At 32.0% G+C, this 20,835-nt stretch carries 13 protein-coding genes and 2 tRNA genes; 10 read left to right on the plus strand and 5 right to left on the minus strand.

The window, feature by feature from the left end; genetic code table 11:
- The first annotated feature begins 134 nt into the window (after positions 1 to 134).
- The 4 genes from AQ1689_RS03275 to AQ1689_RS03290 all read left to right on the plus strand — a co-directional run bounded on the left by AQ1689_RS03275 (position 135) and on the right by AQ1689_RS03290 (position 8,119).
- A complete protein-coding gene (locus tag AQ1689_RS03275) occupies positions 135 to 3,587 on the plus strand; it encodes a pyruvate carboxylase (protein ID WP_101955198.1) in 3,453 nt (1,150 codons plus the stop codon).
- Between the two features lie 341 nt (positions 3,588 to 3,928).
- Positions 3,929 to 5,866 (plus strand): DNA topoisomerase (ATP-hydrolyzing) subunit B, encoded by a 1,938-nt coding sequence (gyrB, locus tag AQ1689_RS03280; RefSeq protein ID WP_101955169.1) that lies wholly within the window; start codon positions 3,929 to 3,931, stop codon positions 5,864 to 5,866.
- A gap of 147 nt (positions 5,867 to 6,013) precedes the next feature.
- The gene (locus AQ1689_RS03285) at positions 6,014 to 7,057 is read left to right on the plus strand and encodes a DUF6588 family protein (protein ID WP_101955170.1); all 1,044 of its coding nucleotides are present in this window, start codon (positions 6,014 to 6,016) and stop codon (positions 7,055 to 7,057) included.
- Between the two features lie 135 nt (positions 7,058 to 7,192).
- On the plus strand, positions 7,193 to 8,119 hold the full coding sequence (locus AQ1689_RS03290) for a malate dehydrogenase (RefSeq protein ID WP_101955171.1): 927 nt from the start codon (positions 7,193 to 7,195) through the stop codon (positions 8,117 to 8,119).
- An 87-nt stretch (positions 8,120 to 8,206) separates the two neighbouring features.
- Here the strand turns inward: AQ1689_RS03290 and AQ1689_RS03295 are convergent, their stop codons facing one another.
- The gene (locus AQ1689_RS03295; protein WP_101955172.1) at positions 8,207 to 8,890 is read right to left on the minus strand and encodes a cell division ATP-binding protein FtsE; all 684 of its coding nucleotides are present in this window, start codon (positions 8,888 to 8,890) and stop codon (positions 8,207 to 8,209) included.
- 138 nt (positions 8,891 to 9,028) lie between these two features.
- On the opposite strand from AQ1689_RS03295, the gene AQ1689_RS03300 reads away from it, so the two are divergent.
- The 5 genes from AQ1689_RS03300 (at position 9,029) to AQ1689_RS03320 (ending at position 16,930) form a co-directional block, all read left to right on the plus strand.
- Positions 9,029 to 12,049: a tetratricopeptide repeat protein gene (locus AQ1689_RS03300; protein ID WP_101955173.1), complete on the plus strand. Its 3,021-nt coding sequence runs from the start codon at positions 9,029 to 9,031 to the stop codon at positions 12,047 to 12,049.
- Between the two features lie 27 nt (positions 12,050 to 12,076).
- A complete protein-coding gene (locus tag AQ1689_RS03305) occupies positions 12,077 to 13,876 on the plus strand; it encodes a hypothetical protein (protein ID WP_101955174.1) in 1,800 nt (599 codons plus the stop codon).
- Positions 13,877 to 13,910: 34 nt separating this feature from the next.
- Positions 13,911 to 15,524 carry an amidohydrolase gene (locus AQ1689_RS03310; protein WP_101955175.1) on the plus strand — a complete coding sequence of 538 codons (1,614 nt, stop codon included), beginning with the start codon at positions 13,911 to 13,913 and terminating at the stop codon, positions 15,522 to 15,524.
- 41 nt (positions 15,525 to 15,565) lie between these two features.
- Entirely contained in the window at positions 15,566 to 16,024 is a 459-nt protein-coding gene (locus tag AQ1689_RS03315; protein ID WP_101955176.1) for an FKBP-type peptidyl-prolyl cis-trans isomerase, read from the plus strand.
- A gap of 354 nt (positions 16,025 to 16,378) precedes the next feature.
- On the plus strand, positions 16,379 to 16,930 hold the full coding sequence (locus AQ1689_RS03320; RefSeq protein WP_101955177.1) for a sigma-70 family RNA polymerase sigma factor: 552 nt from the start codon (positions 16,379 to 16,381) through the stop codon (positions 16,928 to 16,930).
- A 56-nt stretch (positions 16,931 to 16,986) separates the two neighbouring features.
- Here the strand turns inward: AQ1689_RS03320 and AQ1689_RS03325 are convergent.
- The 4 genes from AQ1689_RS03325 to AQ1689_RS03340 form a co-directional block, all read right to left on the minus strand.
- Positions 16,987 to 17,069, minus strand: a tRNA-Tyr gene (locus AQ1689_RS03325).
- A 54-nt stretch (positions 17,070 to 17,123) separates the two neighbouring features.
- Positions 17,124 to 17,196: transfer RNA gene (locus AQ1689_RS03330), tRNA-Lys, on the minus strand.
- A 134-nt stretch (positions 17,197 to 17,330) separates the two neighbouring features.
- Positions 17,331 to 18,095, minus strand: a complete 765-nt coding sequence (locus AQ1689_RS03335) for an ABC transporter ATP-binding protein (RefSeq protein WP_101914625.1) — start codon at positions 18,093 to 18,095, stop codon at positions 17,331 to 17,333.
- The gene (locus AQ1689_RS03340) at positions 18,096 to 18,839 is read right to left on the minus strand and encodes an MlaE family ABC transporter permease (protein ID WP_058885690.1); all 744 of its coding nucleotides are present in this window, start codon (positions 18,837 to 18,839) and stop codon (positions 18,096 to 18,098) included.
- Positions 18,840 to 18,957: 118 nt separating this feature from the next.
- On the opposite strand from AQ1689_RS03340, the gene pafA reads away from it, so the two are divergent.
- Positions 18,958 to 20,598, plus strand: coding sequence for an alkaline phosphatase PafA (gene pafA, locus AQ1689_RS03345; protein WP_101914624.1), 1,641 nt, complete (start codon positions 18,958 to 18,960; stop codon positions 20,596 to 20,598).
- The last annotated feature ends 237 nt before the right edge of the window (positions 20,599 to 20,835 follow it).

A 20,835-nucleotide genomic window follows, 5' to 3' on the forward strand; every position in this document is an offset into this window, starting at 1 on the left:
TCTTGTTAAAGAATTAATTCAAAAAACGAATAACCGACGATAAATCAAAGCTTTAAAACAAGATTAAATTTATATTTATTATCTTGTTACCAAACAATAACGAACAACGAAAAAGAAATAAAACTCCTATAAAAATGAAAATAAAAAAAGTACTTGTCGCAAATAGAGGTGAAATTGCTATTAGAATTTTTAGAGCCTGTACCGAAATCAATATAAAAACCATTGGGGTTTATACCTTTGAAGATCGATATTCATTGCACAGGTACAAAGCAGATGAATCTTATCAAATAGGTGCCGATAACGAACCCTTGAAGCCTTATTTAAATATTGATGAAATTATTCGCGTTGCTCTAGAAACTGGTGCCGATGCTATTCATCCTGGGTATGGTTTTTTATCTGAAAATCCGCAATTAGCCCAAAAATGTGAAGACAATGGGCTTATTTTTATTGGACCAAAAGTATCGGTTTTAAAATCATTAGGAGATAAAATAACCGCAAAAAAAGTAGCCGTTGCTAATAACATTCCTGTTATCAGAAGTAATGAAAAACCTTTAATAGATGTTGAAACTGCTTTAAATGAAGCGCAAATAATTGGCTACCCAATTATGCTAAAAGCAGCTTCTGGTGGTGGCGGACGCGGAATGCGTGTTATCAGAGAAGCATCCGAATTAAAAGGAGCTTTTAATGAAAGTAAACGAGAAGCTTTAAATGCTTTTGGTGATGATACTGTGTTTCTTGAAAAATTTGTAGAAAACCCAAAACATATAGAAATTCAAATAGTTGCCGATAATTACGGAAATACCGTGCATCTTTTTGAGCGTGATTGTTCGGTACAACGTCGTTATCAAAAAGTTATTGAATTTGCTCCTTCTTTCGATTTAAAACAAAGCATAAAAGACGATTTATATAAGTATGCAATCGCTATTTGTAAAGCGGTGGATTACAACAATATTGGTACGGTAGAATTTTTAGTTGATGATGATGATGCTATTTATTTTATCGAAGTAAACCCGCGTATTCAAGTAGAACATACCGTTACAGAAGTGGTTACAAATATCGATCTTGTAAAAACACAATTATTTATTGCAGGTGGTTATAAATTAGCTGATCAGCAAATAAAAATAAAAAATCAAGCAGCTGTAAAAGTGAACGGTTACGCCCTACAATGTCGAATTACAACTGAAGATCCTCAAAATGATTTTAAGCCCGATTACGGTGAAATTACCACCTACAGAAGTGCTTCAGGTTTTGGTATTCGCTTAGATGCAGGAAGTGTGTATCAGGGTGCAATTATTTCGCCTTTTTTCGATTCGATGCTTGTAAAAGTAACCGCAAATAGCCGAACTTTAGACGGCGCTTGTAGAAAAATACGTAGAGCATTGGCAGAATTTAGAATTCGAGGTGTTAAAACAAACATGCCGTTTTTAAATAATATTCTGCAACATGAAACCTTCAGAAAAGGAGAAGTTACAGTAAATTTCATCAAACAAAACCCTGATTTATTTGTTTTTAAAGCATCTAAAAATAGGGCTACAAAATTAGTTACTTATTTAGGTGATGTTATTGTAAATGGAAATCCAGATGTTAAAAAAATAGATCCAACTAAAAAGTTTATTCAACCTGTTGTTCCAAAATTTGATATCAATGCTAAACACCCAGAAGGAACTAAAGATTTACTAACAAAACTAGGTCCTGAAAAATTTTCTCAATGGTTAAAAAATGAACAAAAAATTCATTTTACAGATACCACTATGAGAGATGCGCATCAAAGTTTATTAGCCACACGAATGCGAACTTTTGACATGCTAAAAGTTGCCGAAGGATACGCCAAAAACAATCCTACTATTTTTAGTATGGAAGTTTGGGGAGGCGCAACTTTTGATGTTTGTATGCGTTTTTTACAAGAAAACCCTTGGGAGCGCTTGCGTTTATTACGAAAAGCGATGCCCAATGTATTATTACAAATGTTAATAAGAGGTTCAAATGGCGTAGGTTACACGGCGTATTCAGATAATTTAATTGAAAAATTTGTAGCGGAATCTTGGGAAAATGGTGTTGATATTTTTAGAATTTTTGATTCTTTAAACTGGATGAAATCAATAGCTCCATGTATTGAGCACGTACGCACAAAAACCAATGGTTTAGCCGAAGGATCAATATGTTATACTGGTGATATTTTAGACCCTGAAAACACCAAATACAATCTTAAATATTATACGCAATTAGCCAAAGATATTGAAAATGCTGGTGCGCATATTTTAGCGATTAAAGACATGGCTGGTTTACTAAAACCTTATGCCGCTTTTGAATTAGTTTCGGCATTAAAACAAACCGTTAATATTCCAATTCATTTACATACACACGATACTTCTTCCATTCAATCGGCTACTTATTTAAAAGCTATTGAAGCTGGTGTTGATGTTGTTGATGTTGCACTTGGTGGTTTATCTGGATTAACTTCACAACCTAATTTTAATTCGGTTGCTGAAATGATTAAATTTAACGAAAGAGAAAGTAACTTAAATATTGATTCGTTAAACGAATATTCTAATTATTGGGAAACTGTTAGAGAATATTACTATCCTTTTGAATCAGGTTTAAAAGCAGGTTCTGGAGAAGTTTTTAAACATGAAATTCCTGGTGGTCAATATTCAAATTTAAAACCACAAGCACAGGCTTTAGGTTTGGAAGATCGTTTTCATGAAATTACCAAAATGTATGGCGATGTAAATCATCTTTTTGGCGATATCGTAAAAGTTACTCCAAGTTCAAAAGTAGTTGGAGATATGGCACAATATTTAGTGAGTAATAACTTAACGGTACAAGATGTATTAGAACGTGGCGATACTATTTCATTTCCTCAGTCGGTAGTGAGTTTTTTTAGAGGAGATTTAGGGCAGCCTGTCGGCGGATTTCCAAAAGAGCTTCAAAAACTTATTTTAAAAGATGAAAAACCTTATACCGACAGACCTAATGCACATATCGAACCTTTAGACATCGATAAAGAATACAAGGAGTTTAAAAAAATATTTGAAAAAGATTTAAGCAGACCTATTGATATTACTGATTTTTTATCTTATAAATTATATCCAAAAGTATTTACAGATGCTTACAATAAGCGTTTAAAATATGATAGTTTAATCAATTTGCCAACCAAAAATTTCTTTTACCCAATGGAAATTGGCGAAGAAATTAATGTTCAACTAGACAAAGGAAAAACATTATTAATTACCTTAGATTCTGTTGGTAAAGCGAATGAAGACGGAATGGTTACTGTTTATTTTAAAGTAAATGGTCAAGGTAGATCGGTTCAAATAAAAGATACTTCTATCAAAATAGACAAGGTAGTTCACGCTAAAGCGGATAAAAATAACGCAAAGGAAATTGGCGCGCCCTTACAAGGAATGCTTTCTACTATTCTGGTTAAAAAAGGAGATAAAATAACCAAAAATCAACCGTTATTTATCATTGAAGCCATGAAAATGGAAACCACCATTACAGCTACCCAAAATACAAGTATCGATGAAATTATTTTAAAAACAGGAACAATGGTATATGCTGATGATTTAATTATTAAATTGAGCTAAAAACTAAATAACAATAACTAAAAACGGTGCTTTTGCGCCGTTTTTATATTAATTTATTTTATAAGCTTTTAAAAAACAACAAACACTTTCTCTAGGCTTTTTTAAGCCATTTTAAAGCATTATATTAAAAAATACAAATTACTTTAATTTTACACATCAACAGCTAAAAGCTTTTAAATCACCTTGATTTTTCGTATTTTTGTACGCTAGGCTCTTATAGAGTATATCAACTTTACATTTTATAAATCAGCCTATTTTTTTATCCGCAGAAAAAAAAAAATTAATATTTATTTTGTGATAAAAAACAGAAAAAAACAAAAATTAATTAACTCTTTTTTAGAATGAGCGAAGAAAATAAAGGTAATTATGACGCTTCCAGTATCCAGGCCTTAGAAGGAATGGAACACGTAAGAATGCGTCCATCAATGTATATTGGAGATGTTGGCGTTAGAGGTTTACATCATTTAGTCTATGAAGTAGTAGATAACTCTATTGATGAAGCAATGGGTGGTTATTGTGATACCATTGATGTTACTATTAATGAAGATAATTCTGTTACTACCAAAGATAACGGTCGTGGTATTCCTGTAGGAATTCATAAAAAAGAAGGCGTTTCTGCATTACAAGTTGTAATGACTAAAATTGGTGCTGGTGGTAAATTCGATAAAGATTCTTATAAAGTTTCTGGTGGTTTACATGGTGTTGGTGTAAGTTGTGTAAATGCTCTTTCTGATCTTTTAACAGCTACTGTTCATAAAGAAGGAAGTGTTTGGCAACAAGAATATTCTCAAGGAAAGGCTTTATATCCTGTAAAGAAAATTGGCGAAACTGATTTTACAGGTACGATTGTTACTTTTTTACCTGACAAATCTATCTTTAAACAAACAACAGAATTTAATTACGAAACGTTGGCTACGCGTATGCGTGAATTGTCTTATTTAAATAAGGGAATTACCATTACTTTAACCGATAAACGTAACACAGATGATGAAGGAAATTTTATTTCTGAAGTTTTTCATTCTGATGAAGGTTTGCCTGAGTTTATTAAATATTTAGATTCTACGCGTGAGCAACTAACTTCCAAAGTAATTTCTATGGAAGGAGAAAAAAACGGAATTCCTGTTGAAGTTGCAATGGTTTATAATACGTCATATTCTGAAAATTTACATTCGTATGTAAATAATATTAATACACACGAAGGAGGAACACATTTATCTGGTTTCCGTAGAGGATTAACTGGAACATTAAAAAAATATGCCGAAAATTCTGGTTTATTAAAAAATGTGAAATTCGAAATTGCTGGTGATGATTTCCGTGAAGGATTAACAGCTATTATTTCGGTAAAAGTTGCAGAACCACAATTTGAAGGACAAACAAAAACAAAATTAGGTAACAGAGAGGTTTCTGCGGCAGTATCACAAGCTGTTTCAGAAATGTTAACGAATTACTTAGAAGAAAACCCGAACGATGCTAAAACAATTGTTCAAAAAGTAATTTTAGCAGCAACAGCAAGACACGCAGCAAGTAAGGCCAGAGAAATGGTACAGCGTAAAACTGTAATGTCTATTGGTGGTTTACCTGGGAAATTATCTGATTGTTCAGAAACAGATCCAGAAAAATGTGAAATTTTCTTAGTTGAGGGAGATTCGGCAGGTGGAACAGCAAAACAAGGACGTGACCGTAATTTTCAAGCAATTCTTCCACTTCGTGGGAAAATTTTGAATGTTGAAAAAGCCATGCAACACAAGGTTTTTGAGAACGAAGAAATCAAAAATATGTTTACCGCATTAGGTGTTTCTATCGGAACAGAAGAAGATCCTAGGGCTTTAAATTTATCAAAAGTACGTTATCATAAAGTAGTTATTATGTGTGATGCCGATGTCGATGGATCGCATATTGCTACCTTAATTTTAACATTTTTCTTTAGATATATGCGTGAAATGGTAGAGCAAGGTTATATTTATATTGCTACTCCTCCTTTATATTTAGTTAAAAAAGGACAAAAACGTGAATATGCTTGGGATGATAATCAACGTGATTTAATTGCTCAAAAATTAGGCGGAAACGTAAGTATACAGCGTTATAAAGGTCTTGGAGAGATGAATGCAGATCAATTGTGGGATACTACAATGAATCCTGAATTTAGAACTTTACGTCAGGTTGTTATTGACAGCCCTACCGAAGCAGACAGAGTATTTTCTATGTTAATGGGAGATGATGTACCGCCTCGTAGAGCTTTTATCGAAAGAAATGCAAAATATGCAAATATTGATGCATAATATTTCCTGTTTTATTAAATAATATGTATTTATATTAACTATTTATTGCGTTTTTATTAAATCTTTATTAAAGAATAAAATTTAAAAAGCTCCGCCTTATAGGGCGGAGCTTTTTTTGATACATTTGTTTAAAATAATTTTAATCAAATGAAAAAATTCCCCCTAATTTTATTTGCTGTTTTTACGACAATATGTACTGTAAAAGCACAAGAATTAGAAAGTATCCTTTTAGCAAAGGAAGATGCTTCAAAATTAACAAAAGCCTATATCAGCCCCGCTATGAAAGGGCTCATATATAGTATGAATAACGGCTGGTATCACACGGCTAAAGTGCACAAAAAATTTGGTTTTGATATAACCATTGGTGCCAACGCTTCTTTTGTGCCTTCAAAAGATGAAATTTTTAATCTTACAACCTTAAATTTATCGAATCATACAAAAATTACAAATAACGTAACCTCTTCATCAACAGTAGCAGGAAGTAAAAACAACAGCCTTACAGAGTTAAAATACGAAACAAGTATAAAAGGTCAAAAAGTAAGCGCAAATTTTACACTTCCTCAAGGAATTAAAGAAGATTTACCTGCAAGCGCTATTCCTACCCCCGCTATTCAAATAGGTGTAGGTTTGCCTTTTAAATTAGATGCTATTATACGTTATGTTCCTCAAATAGGTTCTACTGATGTAAAAGGAAACCTACTTGGTATCGGGATAAAGAAAGAAATTACAAGTTTATTTGGCCCGATAGATAAAACACCGTTGCATGTTTCTATAGTGGCAGGGTATACTAAGATGACTGTTGATTATAGAATTGGTGATATCAACCAAAGTGTAAAAGCCCAAAATGCGGTTGCCCAATTTGAATTAAACAGTTACACAGTTCAAGCAATTGCATCTATTAACTTTCCCTTTATCAATTTTTATGGTGGAGCGGGATACAATGGTGGAACAACAAAATTAAATATGAAAGCTGATTCTGATTTTATAGCAACCTATCAAGTTGAAAATTATCCAACGATAAGTATTCAGGAAAACTTAGGGAAAAATCCAATATCATTAAATCAAGTAACAAAAGGATTTAACGCCACTATTGGAACTCGTTTAAGCTTGGGATTCTTTAAAATATTCGCAAGTTATACCCTACAAGAATACAATTCTGTGAATGCAGGAATTGCATTTAGTTTTAGATAAAATCAACCTAAAAAAATACCTAATAAATTAACATAAAAGCCCGTTGAAATTTCAATGGGCTTTTGTTTTTATATCGATACTCAAATTGTTATTTTTGTACAACTAAATTAATCATCACAATTAAAATATAAAAATATGAAAGTAACAGTTGTAGGAGCAGGTGCTGTAGGTGCAAGTTGTGCAGAGTATATTGCTATTAAAAATTTCGCATCAGAAGTTGTATTAGTAGATATTAAAGAAGGTTTTGCTGAAGGTAAAGCGATGGATTTAATGCAAACAGCCTCTTTAAATGGTTTTGATACTAAAATTACTGGTACCACTGGTGATTATAGTAAAACTGCGGGATCTGATGTTTGTGTAATTACCTCTGGTATTGCTCGTAAACCAGGAATGTCTCGTGATGAATTATTAGATATTAATGCTGGTATCGTAAAAATGGTGGCTTCTAGTTTGGTAGAACATTCTCCAAATACGATTATTATTGTGGTTTCTAACCCAATGGATACCATGACTTATTTAGTACACAAAGCTACTGGATTGGCTAAAAATAAAATTATTGGAATGGGTGGAGCCTTAGATTCTGCACGTTTTAAATACCGTTTAGCAGAAGCTTTAGGAGCGCCTATTTCTGATGTTGATGGAATGGTAATTGGTGGTCATTCTGATAAAGGAATGCTTCCTTTAACGCGTTTAGCTACTCGTAATTCTATGCCTGTTTCTGAATTTTTATCAGAAGAAAGATTAGAAAAAGTATTACAAGACACCAAAGTTGGTGGTGCTACTTTAACTGGTTTATTAGGTACTTCTGCTTGGTATGCACCAGGAGCAGCAGTTTCAGGAATGGTTCAGGCAATTGCTTGCGATTCTAAAAAAATATTCCCTTGTTCAGCTTTATTAGATGGTGAATTTGGTTTGTCTGATTTATGTATCGGAGTTCCTGTTGTTTTAGGGAAAGACGGAATTGAAAAAATCGTTGAAATTAATTTATCGGAAGCAGAAAAAGCAAATTTAGTTGCCTCTGCCCAAGCGGTAAAAAGTAACAATGCTGCTTTAAACTTGTAAAAAAATTTAAGGAACAAAAAACCCGTATAATTTAAAATTATACGGGTTTTTATTTTTGATGTTATTTTAGTATAAAATTAATAAAAGTTAAACAACTTGTTGTACTACTTCAAAAAGTTCGCCACCTTCACATTTTAATGTTTTTTGCTTAAACTTTACAATTAACTGATAATCATGGGTTGCCATTAAAATAGTTTTTCCACTTTTATGAATTTTATTTAATAATTCCATGACTTCTAACGATGTTTTAGGATCTAAATTTCCTGTTGGTTCATCGGCTAAAATTAATTCAGGATCATTTAATAAAGCCCTTGCAATTGCAACTCGTTGTTGCTCGCCTCCTGAAAGTTCAAAAGTGTTTTTATTGTATTTTTGCTTCATCCCAACTTTATCTAAAACCTCGTAGATTTTATTTTCTATATCGCTTTTATTTTTCCAACCAGTGGCTTTTAGCACAAATTCTAAATTTTTAAAAACATTTCTATCGTTTAAAAGTTTAAAATCCTGAAAAACAATGCCTAGCTTTCGTCTTAAAAAAGGAATGTCTTTTTCTTTGGTTTCATTTAAGTTAAAGCCTACAATTTCACCAAAACCTTCTTGTAATTGCAAATCACCGTATAAGGTTTTTAACAGGCTACTTTTTCCGCTCCCTGTTTTTCCTATCAAATAATAAAAATCTCCTTTATTTAATCTGAAATTAACTTTTGACAATACTAAGTTCTCTTGCTGATAAATAGCCGCATTTTCAAGATGTAAAACAGGTTTTTCCATAATTAATTGATTTTTACAAATCTAAAATTTTATTACTTAATTATATAACATTTCTTACTTTTGATGCGTATTTTTAATACATCGTTTTCCAACAAAAATAAAAAAAGAACGTTATAGTTCTTAGATACTTAAAAAAATATGAAATTTATTTATTATAAAAAAAGTTATTACCTGTTGTTTTTAATCGCTTTTTCAAGCACTATCATAGCACAAGAATCGGCTATTAATTCGACCACTACTGCTACCTATTACAAGGCGGTGAAATTATACAATAACAAAGCGTATTCAGCTGCACAAGAATTATTTAAAGAAGTTTCTACAAATGCAAAAATACACCGAAATAGCAAAGCTGATGCTGATTATTATGACGCTATGTGTGCCATTAAATTAACACAAAGTAACGCCAATAATAAAGTACAGGCTTTTGTACAAAATTACCCATATCATAGCAAAAGAGAAAAAGCTTTTTTAAAGGTTGGTAACTATTATTTTGCCAATAGAAAGGCTGCGCACGCCTTAAAATGGTATCAAAAAGTAAATGAAGACCTTTTAAGTAGTGCCGAAAGAGACGAATTAAATTATAAAATGGGCTATGCCCTACTGGTTTCTAATTATTTAAAAGATGCAAAAGAGCATTTTAAAGGCTTATTAGGAAACCCTATTTATGGTAATGATGCCCGATATTACTTCGGATATATTGCCTATAAACAAGAAAATTTTGGCGAAGCAGAAGATAATTTAAGTAAATTAGCCAATGATGCTACCTATCAAGCAAAAGCGAATTATTATATTTTAGACATCAGTTTTAAGGCAGGACGTTTTGATAAATCTGTAAAAATTGGAGAAGAACTTTTAAAGAAATCAAAAGATAAAAAAGAAATTTCTCAAGTATCTAAAATTATTGGAGAAAGTTATTTCAACTTAAAAAAATACGATGCTGCAATTCCATATTTAAAAGCCTACAAAGGAACTAAAGGAAAGTGGACAAATACCGATTATTATTATTTAGGATACGCCTATTATCAGCAAAAAAACTATGAAGAAGCTATCGGAAATTTCAATAAAATTATTGATGGAAATAATAAAGTAGCACAAAATGCCTATTATCATTTAGGCGAATGTTATTTAGAATTACTAAAAAAAATGGAAGCTTTAAATGCGTTTAAAAATGCTAGCGAAATGGATTTTGATGCAAAAATAACTCAAAGTGCCTCGTTAAATTATGCTAAATTAAGTTATGAATTAGGAAACCCCTACCAAAGCGTTCCTGAGGTTTTAAAAGGGTTTTTAGCTAAATACCCAAACAATGAAAGCGCTAATGAAATTAGTGATTTATTAATTACCTCGTATTTACATCAGCAAGATTATCAAGGAGCTTTAACCTATTTAGCAACCACAAAATCAGCCAAAAACAAAGAACTTGCCAAAGAGGTTTCTTTATATAGAGGAATTCAATTATTTAATGAAAATACCTTAAAAATAGCAAAACCTTATTTTGAAAAAGCAAGTTTATCGCAAAATGAAACCGTTCGTAGCAAAGGGCTTTTTTGGCTAGCGGAAACCGATTATTTATTAGGAAATTATCAAAATTCTTTGACTAATTTCTTACAAATTACGAGTACTAATTTTGACGAATCTAAAAAACTAACCTACCATATTGCCTACACCTACTTTAAATTAAAAGACTATCAAAATTCGGCTATTTATTTTCAGGATTTTTTAGATAAAAAACTAGAAAATAACGATTTAAACGATGATGCTTCGAACCGATTAGGCGATTCTTTTTATGCTTCCAAAGGGTTTTTAAAAGCGGTTAGCTCGTATAAAAAAGTAATTGACCAAGGTGGTGTTGGCGCTGATTATGCGCAATATCAAACCGCTATGAGTTACGGTTTTATGGGTAAAAATAATCAGAAAATTGAAGCCTTACAAACCCTTATTAATACCTATCAAGATTCGCAATTACAAGACGATGCCTTGTTTCAATTAGCAACAACCTACACCACGATTAATAATGCTGCTAAGGCACAAGAAAGCTATACTAACTTGTTATCAAAACATAAAAGTAGCCATTATATTCCTAGTGTTCTTTTACGTCAAGGATTGTTGTATAACAATGAAAATCAAAACGAAAAAGCCTTGGTGAAATACAAGGAAATTGTAGCAAAACACCCTAATTCAAAAGAGGCATCGCAGGCAGTTAGCAATGTTAAAAACATATATATTGACCTTGGTAAGGTAGATCAATATGCCGCATGGGCTAAAGATATCAGCTTTATAAATATTACCGATGCAGAGCTTGACAATGCCACCTATCAGGCTGCTGAAAATAAATTTTTAGAGAATAATAACAACAAAGCAATTACAGGTTTTAACAAATACCTTCGTACTTTTCCTTCAGGAATACACGCTTTAAAAGCCCATTTTTACTTAGCACAATCGTACAGTAACATCAAAAAATTTCAAAATAGCATACCTCATTATAACTATGTAATTGGTAAAGATAAAAACGCATTTACAGAAGAATCTCTAATTAAACTTGCTAAAATATACTTAGAAAAAGAGGATTGGAAAAATGGAATTCCTATTTTAGAAAAACTAGAAAAAGCAGCAAATTATCCTCAGAATATTGTTTTTTCTCAAAGTAATTTAATGAAGGGTTATTATGAAAAACAAGCCTATTCAAAAGCAATTTCTTATGCCGAAAAAGTATTGGCAACTTCAAAAATAGACACCAATATTTCTAATGATGCAAAAATAATTATTGCCCGTTCGGCTTTTAAAACAAATGATTTTACCACTGCCCAAGAATATTTTAATGAGGTAAGTAAAAATGCTACTGGCGAATTAAAAGCAGAAAGTTTATATTATAAAGCCTTCTTTTTAAACAAACATAAAGATTTTGAAGCCTCTAATAAAGCAGTACAAAATTTAATTGCCAATTATTCCTCTTATAAATACTGGGGTGTAAAAAGTTATGTTATTATGGCAAAAAACTACAATGCCTTAAATGATGCGTATCAGGCAACCTATATTTTAGAAAATATTATTAAAAATTTCACCCAATATAAAGACATTACAGAAGCGGCTAGTAATGAACTTCGAGCAATTAAAAATAAAGAAGCCAAAACCAACGAATCAATTAACAGCCAAAACTAAAATTTGTTAAAAACAAAAAAGAGTTCAATGATTAAATTAATAAAAAAACACCTTGTTTTACTTGTTTTATTTGTAATTTCAATTGCCAATTCACAAGAAAAAAAAGCAGCCGAAAAGCCCGTAATTTTAAAAGATAGTATTATAAAAACAGAAGTTGTAAATGTTGTTACTTCCTATGTTCCTAAAATTACAGATGCTTTTAAAATAAAACAAAAACCGTTTATAAAACACACGAAAGAAACTCAGAAAAAAGCCCTAGAATACACTATCTTTTCAGTGCCTGTTGCCTCTACTTTTATTCCTAAAAGTGGCGTTATGAAAAAAGTTGATTTAGGAAAAAGAGAAGAATTATACCCTAATTATTTTTCGCTTGGTTTTGGTACAAAAATGACGCCTTTTGCAGAAGCCTATATCAAAAATAATGATGGATATGGTGGTGAATTTGGTGCCTATTTAAATTTTTTACTTTCGGCTAATCCCGTTGCAGAAAAACCACTTAGTAGCACCTATTACACTATGGGATTGAAATTGTTTTACGCACAAGATGAACGATATTACAATTGGAAAGCAGGTATTAATGCAAATCGAAATAAGCATAATTGGTATGGTTTACCAAAAAATATAACTTTTAAAGATACTACAACTAGCCATATAGAACCCGAACAAGCCTACAACTTTTTTAATCTTTTTGGGGAATTTAACATGGAAGACTCTTCTTTAGAGTACGCAAAAATTTCAGGATCATTTTTTTCTGATATTTTAAGCAGTAGTGAATTTTTAGTTGATGGAAATGCCCTTTTAAAATTTCCTTTAGATAACATACATCGCGAATTAAATGACCTATACATCAATACAACTTTAAGTTATTTAGGTACTAATTTCAACAATAACTACCAAACACAAACCCAATTAAAACATGGTTTTTTTACCGCAGGAATACATCCTAGCTATAATTTTTTAGCACATAATTTTTCGGTTAAAATAGGGGCAAAAAGTTATTTTTCTATGGATATGGAAAAAAGCACCAACCAATTTTTAATCTATCCTGATCTTGAAATTTCTTACCCTATTATAACAAATGCACTAGATATATATATAGGTGCTTCTGGTGATTTAAAAACAAATAACTACCATGATTTAGCCACTAAAAACCCTTATATTTCTCCTACGCAAAAATTATTACAAACTAGTAAATATGAAGCTTTCGCAGGTTTTAGAGGGAAGTTAAAACATCAATTTAGTTATCATTTAAAAGCAAGCTATGCTGATATTGAAAACAAGGCATTTTCATCTTTAAATCAATCAAAATCTAACGGAAAAAACAATGCAGGAAGCAATGCTTTTTCGTTATTTGGATATGAATACGGAAACTCTTTTAATACCAATTACGATAATGTTAGCATTATTTCGGGCTTTGGTGAACTTGCTTTTGATGGTATTAAAAACCTAAGTATTGGTTTAAACGGGCAATACAATCAATTTACTTTAACTACCCAAACAGAACCTTGGAATACACCTGAAATAAAAGGAGAATTATTTGGAACTTATAAAGCTGATAAATGGTTTGCGGGTACAAACTTATTTTTTGTAGGACAACGAAAAGGAAAATTACACGCTATACTACCCCAAAAAACGTTTACAACGGTAAATTTAGACAGTTATTTTGACATCAATTTTAATGGTGGTTATCATTTTAGCGATTCATTTTCGGTGTTTTTAAACCTGAATAATGTATTAAATAACGAATATCAGCGCTTCCATAATTTTAACGTACAAGGCTTTCAAGCTATGGCAGGATTAACATGGAAATTTGATGCTATTTTATAAGTAAAATAGCAAGCACTAAAAAACTAAATTCTACATGGAAAAAACACTATTTTACGGCCTTATTTTTAGCCTTTTACTTTCTTGTAAAACCCATCAAAAAGCCGATTTAATTGTTATTAATGCAACCATATACACTGTTAATAAAAACTTTGATAAAGCCCAAAGTTTTGCTGTTAAAGACGGTAAATTTATCGGTATAGGAAGCAATAATGATATTCAAAAAAAGTACAGCGCAACCAAAATTATAGATGCTAAAAACAAACCTATATACCCTGGTTTTATCGATGGGCATTGTCATTTTTATGGCTTAGGATTACAACAGCAAAAAGTAAATTTAGTCGGCACAAAAAGTTATGATCAAGTGCTTGAAAAATTGGTGGCATTTCAAAAAGAAAAAAATAGCAATTTTATAACAGGTCGTGGATGGGATCAAAACGATTGGGAGGTAAAAGAATTTCCTAGCAAAGAAAAGTTAGATAAATTATTCCCTACAATTCCTGTGGCTATCCGTCGAATTGACGGACACGCAATGTTGGTTAATCAGGTGGCTATTGATATGGCTAAAATTAACATTGATTCAAAAATTGAAGGTGGTGAATTTCTTCAGAAAAAAGGAAAACTCACTGGCGTATTAATTGACAATGCGATGAACTTTATCAATGTTCCTAAACCGAGTAAAAAAGCGCAAATTCAAGCGTTAAAAGATGCTGAAAAAATTTGTTTTAAAGTTGGGTTAACTACCGTTGACGATGCTGGTTTAGACAAACAAGTTATTGAATTAATTGATAGTTTACAGCAAGTAGGCGCTTTAAAAATGCGTATTTATGCCATGATTTCTAATAATAAAACCAACTTAGAGTATTATCTAAATAAAGGAGTTGTAAAAACCGACAGACTGCATGTACGTTCGGTAAAAGTATATGCTGATGGAGCTTTAGGTTCTCGTGGTGCGGCTTTAAAAAGTGACTATTCTGATAAAAAAGGGCATTTTGGTGCATTGGTTAATTCGTATGAAAACTTACAGAATTTAGCTCAAAAAATTGCCGATTCAGACTACCAAATGAACACCCACGCTATTGGCGATTCTGCCAATTATGTAATGTTAAAAACTTATAACAAAGCATTAAAAAACAAAAAAGATCGTCGTTGGAGAATTGAACACGCTCAAATTGTTGCTCCGCAAGATTTTCATCATTTTAAAAACATTTTACCCTCTATTCAGCCAACACACGCTACAAGCGATATGTATTGGGCAGAAAACCGTGTGGGTACTCAAAGAATTAAAGGTGCTTACGCCTATAATGATTTGTTAAAACAATATGGTAAAGTTGCCTTAGGAACTGATTTTCCGATTGAAAATGTAAGCCCACTTTATACTTATTTCGCCGCTACTATCAGAAAAGATTTAAAAGGGTTTCCTAAAGATGGATATCAAATGAAAAATGCCTTATCTAGAGAAAACGCCTTAAAAGGAATGACTATTTGGAATGCCTACGCTAACTTTGAAGAAACCGAAAAAGGAAGTATTGAAATTGGTAAAGTTGCCGATTTTATCATCCTTGAAAATGATATTATGACTGTCACAGGCGATAAAATTCCAAATACAAAAGTTATGGCAACCTATGTAAATGGTCAAAAAGTGTACTAACCTTAACCTTTAATATTTATAGTAATTTAAAACAATCAATAATGAAAAAAATAGTATGTTTATTAACACTTATCGCCTCATTCTTTTCTTGTGGCTCATCATCATCAAATGATGTTCGTGATTTTGATGCACAAAACCAGGCTGATATTATTAAATATATTGCCGATAATAATTTAAAAGCAACAAAAACTGAGTCAGGTTTATACTATGTTGTAAATAAGGAAGGCTCAGGAGCAAAACCTGTTAGTAACTCGCAAGTAACCGTGGCATATAAAGGTTATTTTTTAAATGGTAACGTTTTCGATCAAAATAGCAATGGTATTTCATTTAACTTACAACAAGTTATTGCTGGTTGGACCGAAGGAATTACCTATTTTAAAGAAGGTGGCGAAGGAATGCTTTTAGTACCTTCTAAATTAGGGTATGGTAGTCAAAATAGGTCAAGAATTCCTGGTGGCTCTGTTTTAATTTTCGATATCAAACTCTTAAAAGTAAAATAATTTTAGCAAAAAGCATAACATCTACAAAAAAGACACTTTAAAACGATATTTTAAAGTGTCTTTTTATTTTAATTTAAGGTTTAAAAAATATTTTATCAAAAAAGTGCATCTTTTTAAGCTTTTTAAAGTCTATTATATGAACTTTAAAAACAAATTACCATGACCAACTATAAAAATCAATGTAACTGTACCTGTAATTGTGACGGATGTAAAACAGGAAACTGTGCTAGTTGTACCTGTGAAAACTGTACTTGCAATAATTGTAATTGCTAAATAAACTAGGTATTAATTTTTGTCATTACAAAGTTGCAAGTACCTGTTGACTTTGTAATGACATTTTCGTAAATTTAGAAGATGACAACAAAGCAAGTTTGGGCAACATACGCAAGCGATGTAAAATATTTTATTTTAAGTAAGGTAAAAAATACTGCCGCTACCGATGATATTCTACAAGATACTTTTATTAAAATACACACAAAACTTCACCGCTTAAAAGATATTACCAAGTTAAAACCTTGGATTTTTACCATTGCCAGAAACACTGTAATCGATTATTTTAAAAGCAATAATCAAACAGCTAAATTAGCTAATGAATTGGCTAATTTAAAAACAGCAACACTTCAAAAAGAAGAAATACATACCGAAAAAGATTGTTTACAAGGGATTTTAAAAAACTTACCTAAAAAATATAGAGATCCGTTGTTTTTATCCGATATTAAAGGACTCAAACAACAAGAAGTTGCCGATACCTTAAAACAAAGCTTGCCCACCACAAAATCGCAAATTCAACGAGCTCGTAAACTCATAGCAAAAGGATTTATGGATTGTTGCGGGTTTGTTTTAAATGAAAATGGTAAACTTGTTGGCGAAATACAAGACAAAGACGACTGCAAAGTTTGTGGGTAAAAATCAAAAAATAAGGCATAAAAAAACTTTCAGCTTTATAAAAGATGAAAGTTTTGTGGGGAGAGCAGGATTCGAACCTGCGAAGTCGTAAGACAACGGAGTTACAGTCCGTCCCAGTTGGCCGCTTTGGTATCTCCCCAAAGCTTTTGCATAAAAAATAAAAAAGCTTCTCTTTTAACAAGAGAAGCTTTAGTGACCGGGCTGGGGCTCGAACCCAGGACCCTCTCCTTAAAAGGGAGATGCTCTACCAACTGAGCTACCAGGTCATTATATTGTTTTCTGCTTAGCGGTTGCAAATATACAAGGTTTTTAGAGTTCTACAAACTTTTTTAGCAAAAAAAATTAAGTTTTTTTCAAGTTTTTTGATAGCTATTTGTTTTTCAATTATTTACCTTTAAAATTATTTTTCTAATAAATAGGCTTCCCGTACTTTTTTAAACAAATTAGACGAATATACAAAGTTTACTACAGCCTCGTTATCTGTTCTAAAAATTTCTTTATGCGATCCTTCCCATTCTTTGAAGCCATTTTTCAAGAAAACAATCTTCTCCCCTATTTCCATCACCGAGTTCATATCGTGTGTATTGATAATGGTTGTTATTTGATATTCATCAGTAATTTCTTTAATTAAATTATCGATAACCGTTGCGGTTTGCGGGTCTAAACCTGAATTAGGCTCATCACAAAACAAATATTTAGGATTCATTACAATAGCTCTTGCAATTGCCACCCTTTTTTGCATTCCTCCTGATAATTCGGCAGGAAATTTTTTATTCGAATTTTCTAAGTTTACCCGTTTTAAAACAACATTTACCCTGTCTAGCATTTCACTTTCTGGCTGCTTGGTGAACATTTTTAAAGGAAACATTACATTTTCTTCTACGGTTTGTGAGTCAAACAAGGCGCTTCCTTGAAAAACCATGCCTATTTCTTTACGAAAATTTCGTTTTTCAGCTGCTGTCATTGCTGTATTTACCAAGCCATCATAAGTAACAGTCCCTGATTCTGGAATGTGTAATCCTATTAACGATTTTAAAAAAACTGTTTTTCCCGAGCCACTTGTTCCTATAATTAAGCTGGTTTCTCCTGGTAAAAAAGTGGTGCTTATTCCTTTTAAAATTTCAACACCATTAAATCCTTTATGTAAGTTTTTTACTTCTATCATTTACGTTAATAACATTTGTGTTAATAAATAATTGGCGATTACAATAAGTACGGTTGTCCAAACTACCGATTGCGTACTTGCCTTACCCACTTCTAACGAACCTCCTTTTACATAATATCCGTGGTATGCTGGCACAGTAGCTATTAAAAATGCAAAAATTAAGGTTTTTATCATCGCATAAGTTATTAAAAACGGGTCAAATTCCATTTGTAAGCCTATAATATAATCTACTCCTGAAAACAGCCCCGAAAGCATTCCGGTAAGCCATCCTCCAAAAATCCCTAAAATCATTGCTAATATTATCAGAAAAGGATAAAAAAATACCGTGGCTATTATTTTAGGTAATACCAAGTAATTTAAAGAATTAATTCCCATTACCTCTAGCGCATCAATTTGTTCGGTAACACGCATAGATCCGATACTTGATGTAATATACGACCCTACTTTTCCTGCTAAAATAATAGAACAAAATGTGGGTGCAAATTCTAAAATCATCGAGCGTTTTGCGGCAAATCCGATTAATGAATCAGGTATAAAAGGACTGTCTAAACTCAGGGCGGTTTGCAAGGCAATTACTCCTCCTATAAAAAAGGAGATAAAGGAAATAATCCCTAATGATTTAAGCCCCAATTCATCAACTTCTCTAAACAATGCTTCTTTAAAAACACGTGCACGCTGTGGCTTTGTAAAAACTTGCTTTAGCATTAAAATATACGTACCTATATGCTCAATGTAGTTCTTCATTTAAACGAATCTATTTTTCTTTTGGCTAAAGTATTAAAAAACCATTAACTCTTGGCTTTATTATTAGTTTTAGTGTGCATTTACCTACCTTTGATTTTATAACTTTTTAAATTTTATAATGAAAAAATTCATACCCTTAGCTGCTTTGGCTATCGTTTGCCTGTGTAGTTTTACTCCCCCTAAAAAAAAGACTCCTAAAAAACCGAAATTGGTTGTAGGCGTTGTTATAGATCAAATGCGTTACGATTATCTTACCCGTTTTGCGAGTAAATATGGTGCCGATGGTTTTAATCGCCTATTAAATGAAGGATTTTCGCTTGAAAACGCTCATTACAACTACATTCCTACCTATACCGCTGTTGGGCATACCTCTATTTATACAGGAACAACACCTATAAATCATGCTATTATCAGTAATAATTGGTATGATAAATACTTAAAAAAATCGGTGTATTGTGTTGACGATAGCACTTATAAAACTGTTGGAAACAATGGCGATGGCGGGAAAAAATCACCTAACAGAATGCTTACCACCACCATTACCGACCAATTACGATTGGCACAAAATATGAACGGAAAAACTATTGGTATTGCTATTAAAGACCGTTCGGCAATTTTACCTGCGGGGCATACTGCGAACGGTGCATATTGGTTTGATGGCGGTAGTAAAGGTGATTGGATTACCTCGTCATATTACATGGATAAATTGCCAAAATGGGTACAAAAATTTAATAAGGCAAAAATTGCAGATGCTTATTTAAGCCAGCCGTGGGAAACTTTATACAACATAAATACCTACACCGAAAGTATTGCTGATGACAACAATTTTGAGCAAGCTTTTAAAGGTGAAAAAAAACCTGTATTTCCACATAATATTCCTAAATTAAGAGCTAAAAACAACAATTACAGCATTATAAAAGGGCTTCCAGCAGGAAATTCTTTAACGACCGATTTTGCAAAAGCAGCCATTATTGGCGAAAACTTAGGGCAATCTGATTATACCGATTTTTTAGCTGTTAGTTATTCATCTACCGATTATGTTGGGCATCAATTCGGTGTTGCATCTAAAGAAATTGAAGATACTTATTTACGTTTAGACAAAGATTTAGCTTCTTTATTTCAATTTTTAGATGCTAAAGTTGGTAAAGGAAATTACACCTTATTTTTAACAGCCGACCACGCAGCAGTTCAAGTGCCTGCTTATTTACAATCGGTTAAAATTCCTGCCAATTATTTTAGTTATAAAAAATTTACTGCTTTTGTAAATGATATCACCAAAAAATATTTTAATTCGGATGCTTTGGTTGAAAACATTTCAAACTTTCAGATTTTTTTAGATAAAGATAAAATAGAATCTTTAAACTTAAATAAAAATGAAGTAGCACAAAAAATAGCCGATCAGGTAATTAATTACAAAGGAATTTACAAAACCGCAACCGCAAGAACTTTACAAACAACCTCGTTTACTACGGGTATTTTAAATTCGTTACAAAACGGCTATAATCAAAAGTTTTCAGGCGATGTAATGCTTGTTCCTACTCCGTCAACGGTTAGTTATCCTAAAAAAGGAACTACCCACGGATCGGGATATTCGTATGACACACATATTCCTGTAATTTTTTACGGAAACGGGATTAAAAAAGGGGCATCAAAAAAGAAATATGAAATTGTTGATATCGCTCCTACACTTTCTAATTTACTTCAAATTGAGTTTCCTAATGGTAGCACAGGAAAAGTTATAGAAGAAGTTTTAAACTAAAAAAATTAAGAGGCGCTCAATGAGCGCCTCAAAAAAAACTACAATATAAAAGGGGGGATAATTATTTTTTTTATGTTTTGTTTATGCAATAACTTTTGCTAAGCATCTTTCTAAATTATTAGACACCTTTTTTTACAAAAAGTCACATTTTACAATTATTTAAAAGGATTCACTCAATATATTATTTGTTGTAAGCTTTACCTTTAAAAACTTAAAAAGCTCCCAAATTGGGAGCTT

The organism is Tenacibaculum finnmarkense, from assembly GCF_900239185.1.
Lineage (GTDB): Bacteria > Bacteroidota > Bacteroidia > Flavobacteriales > Flavobacteriaceae > Polaribacter > Polaribacter finnmarkensis.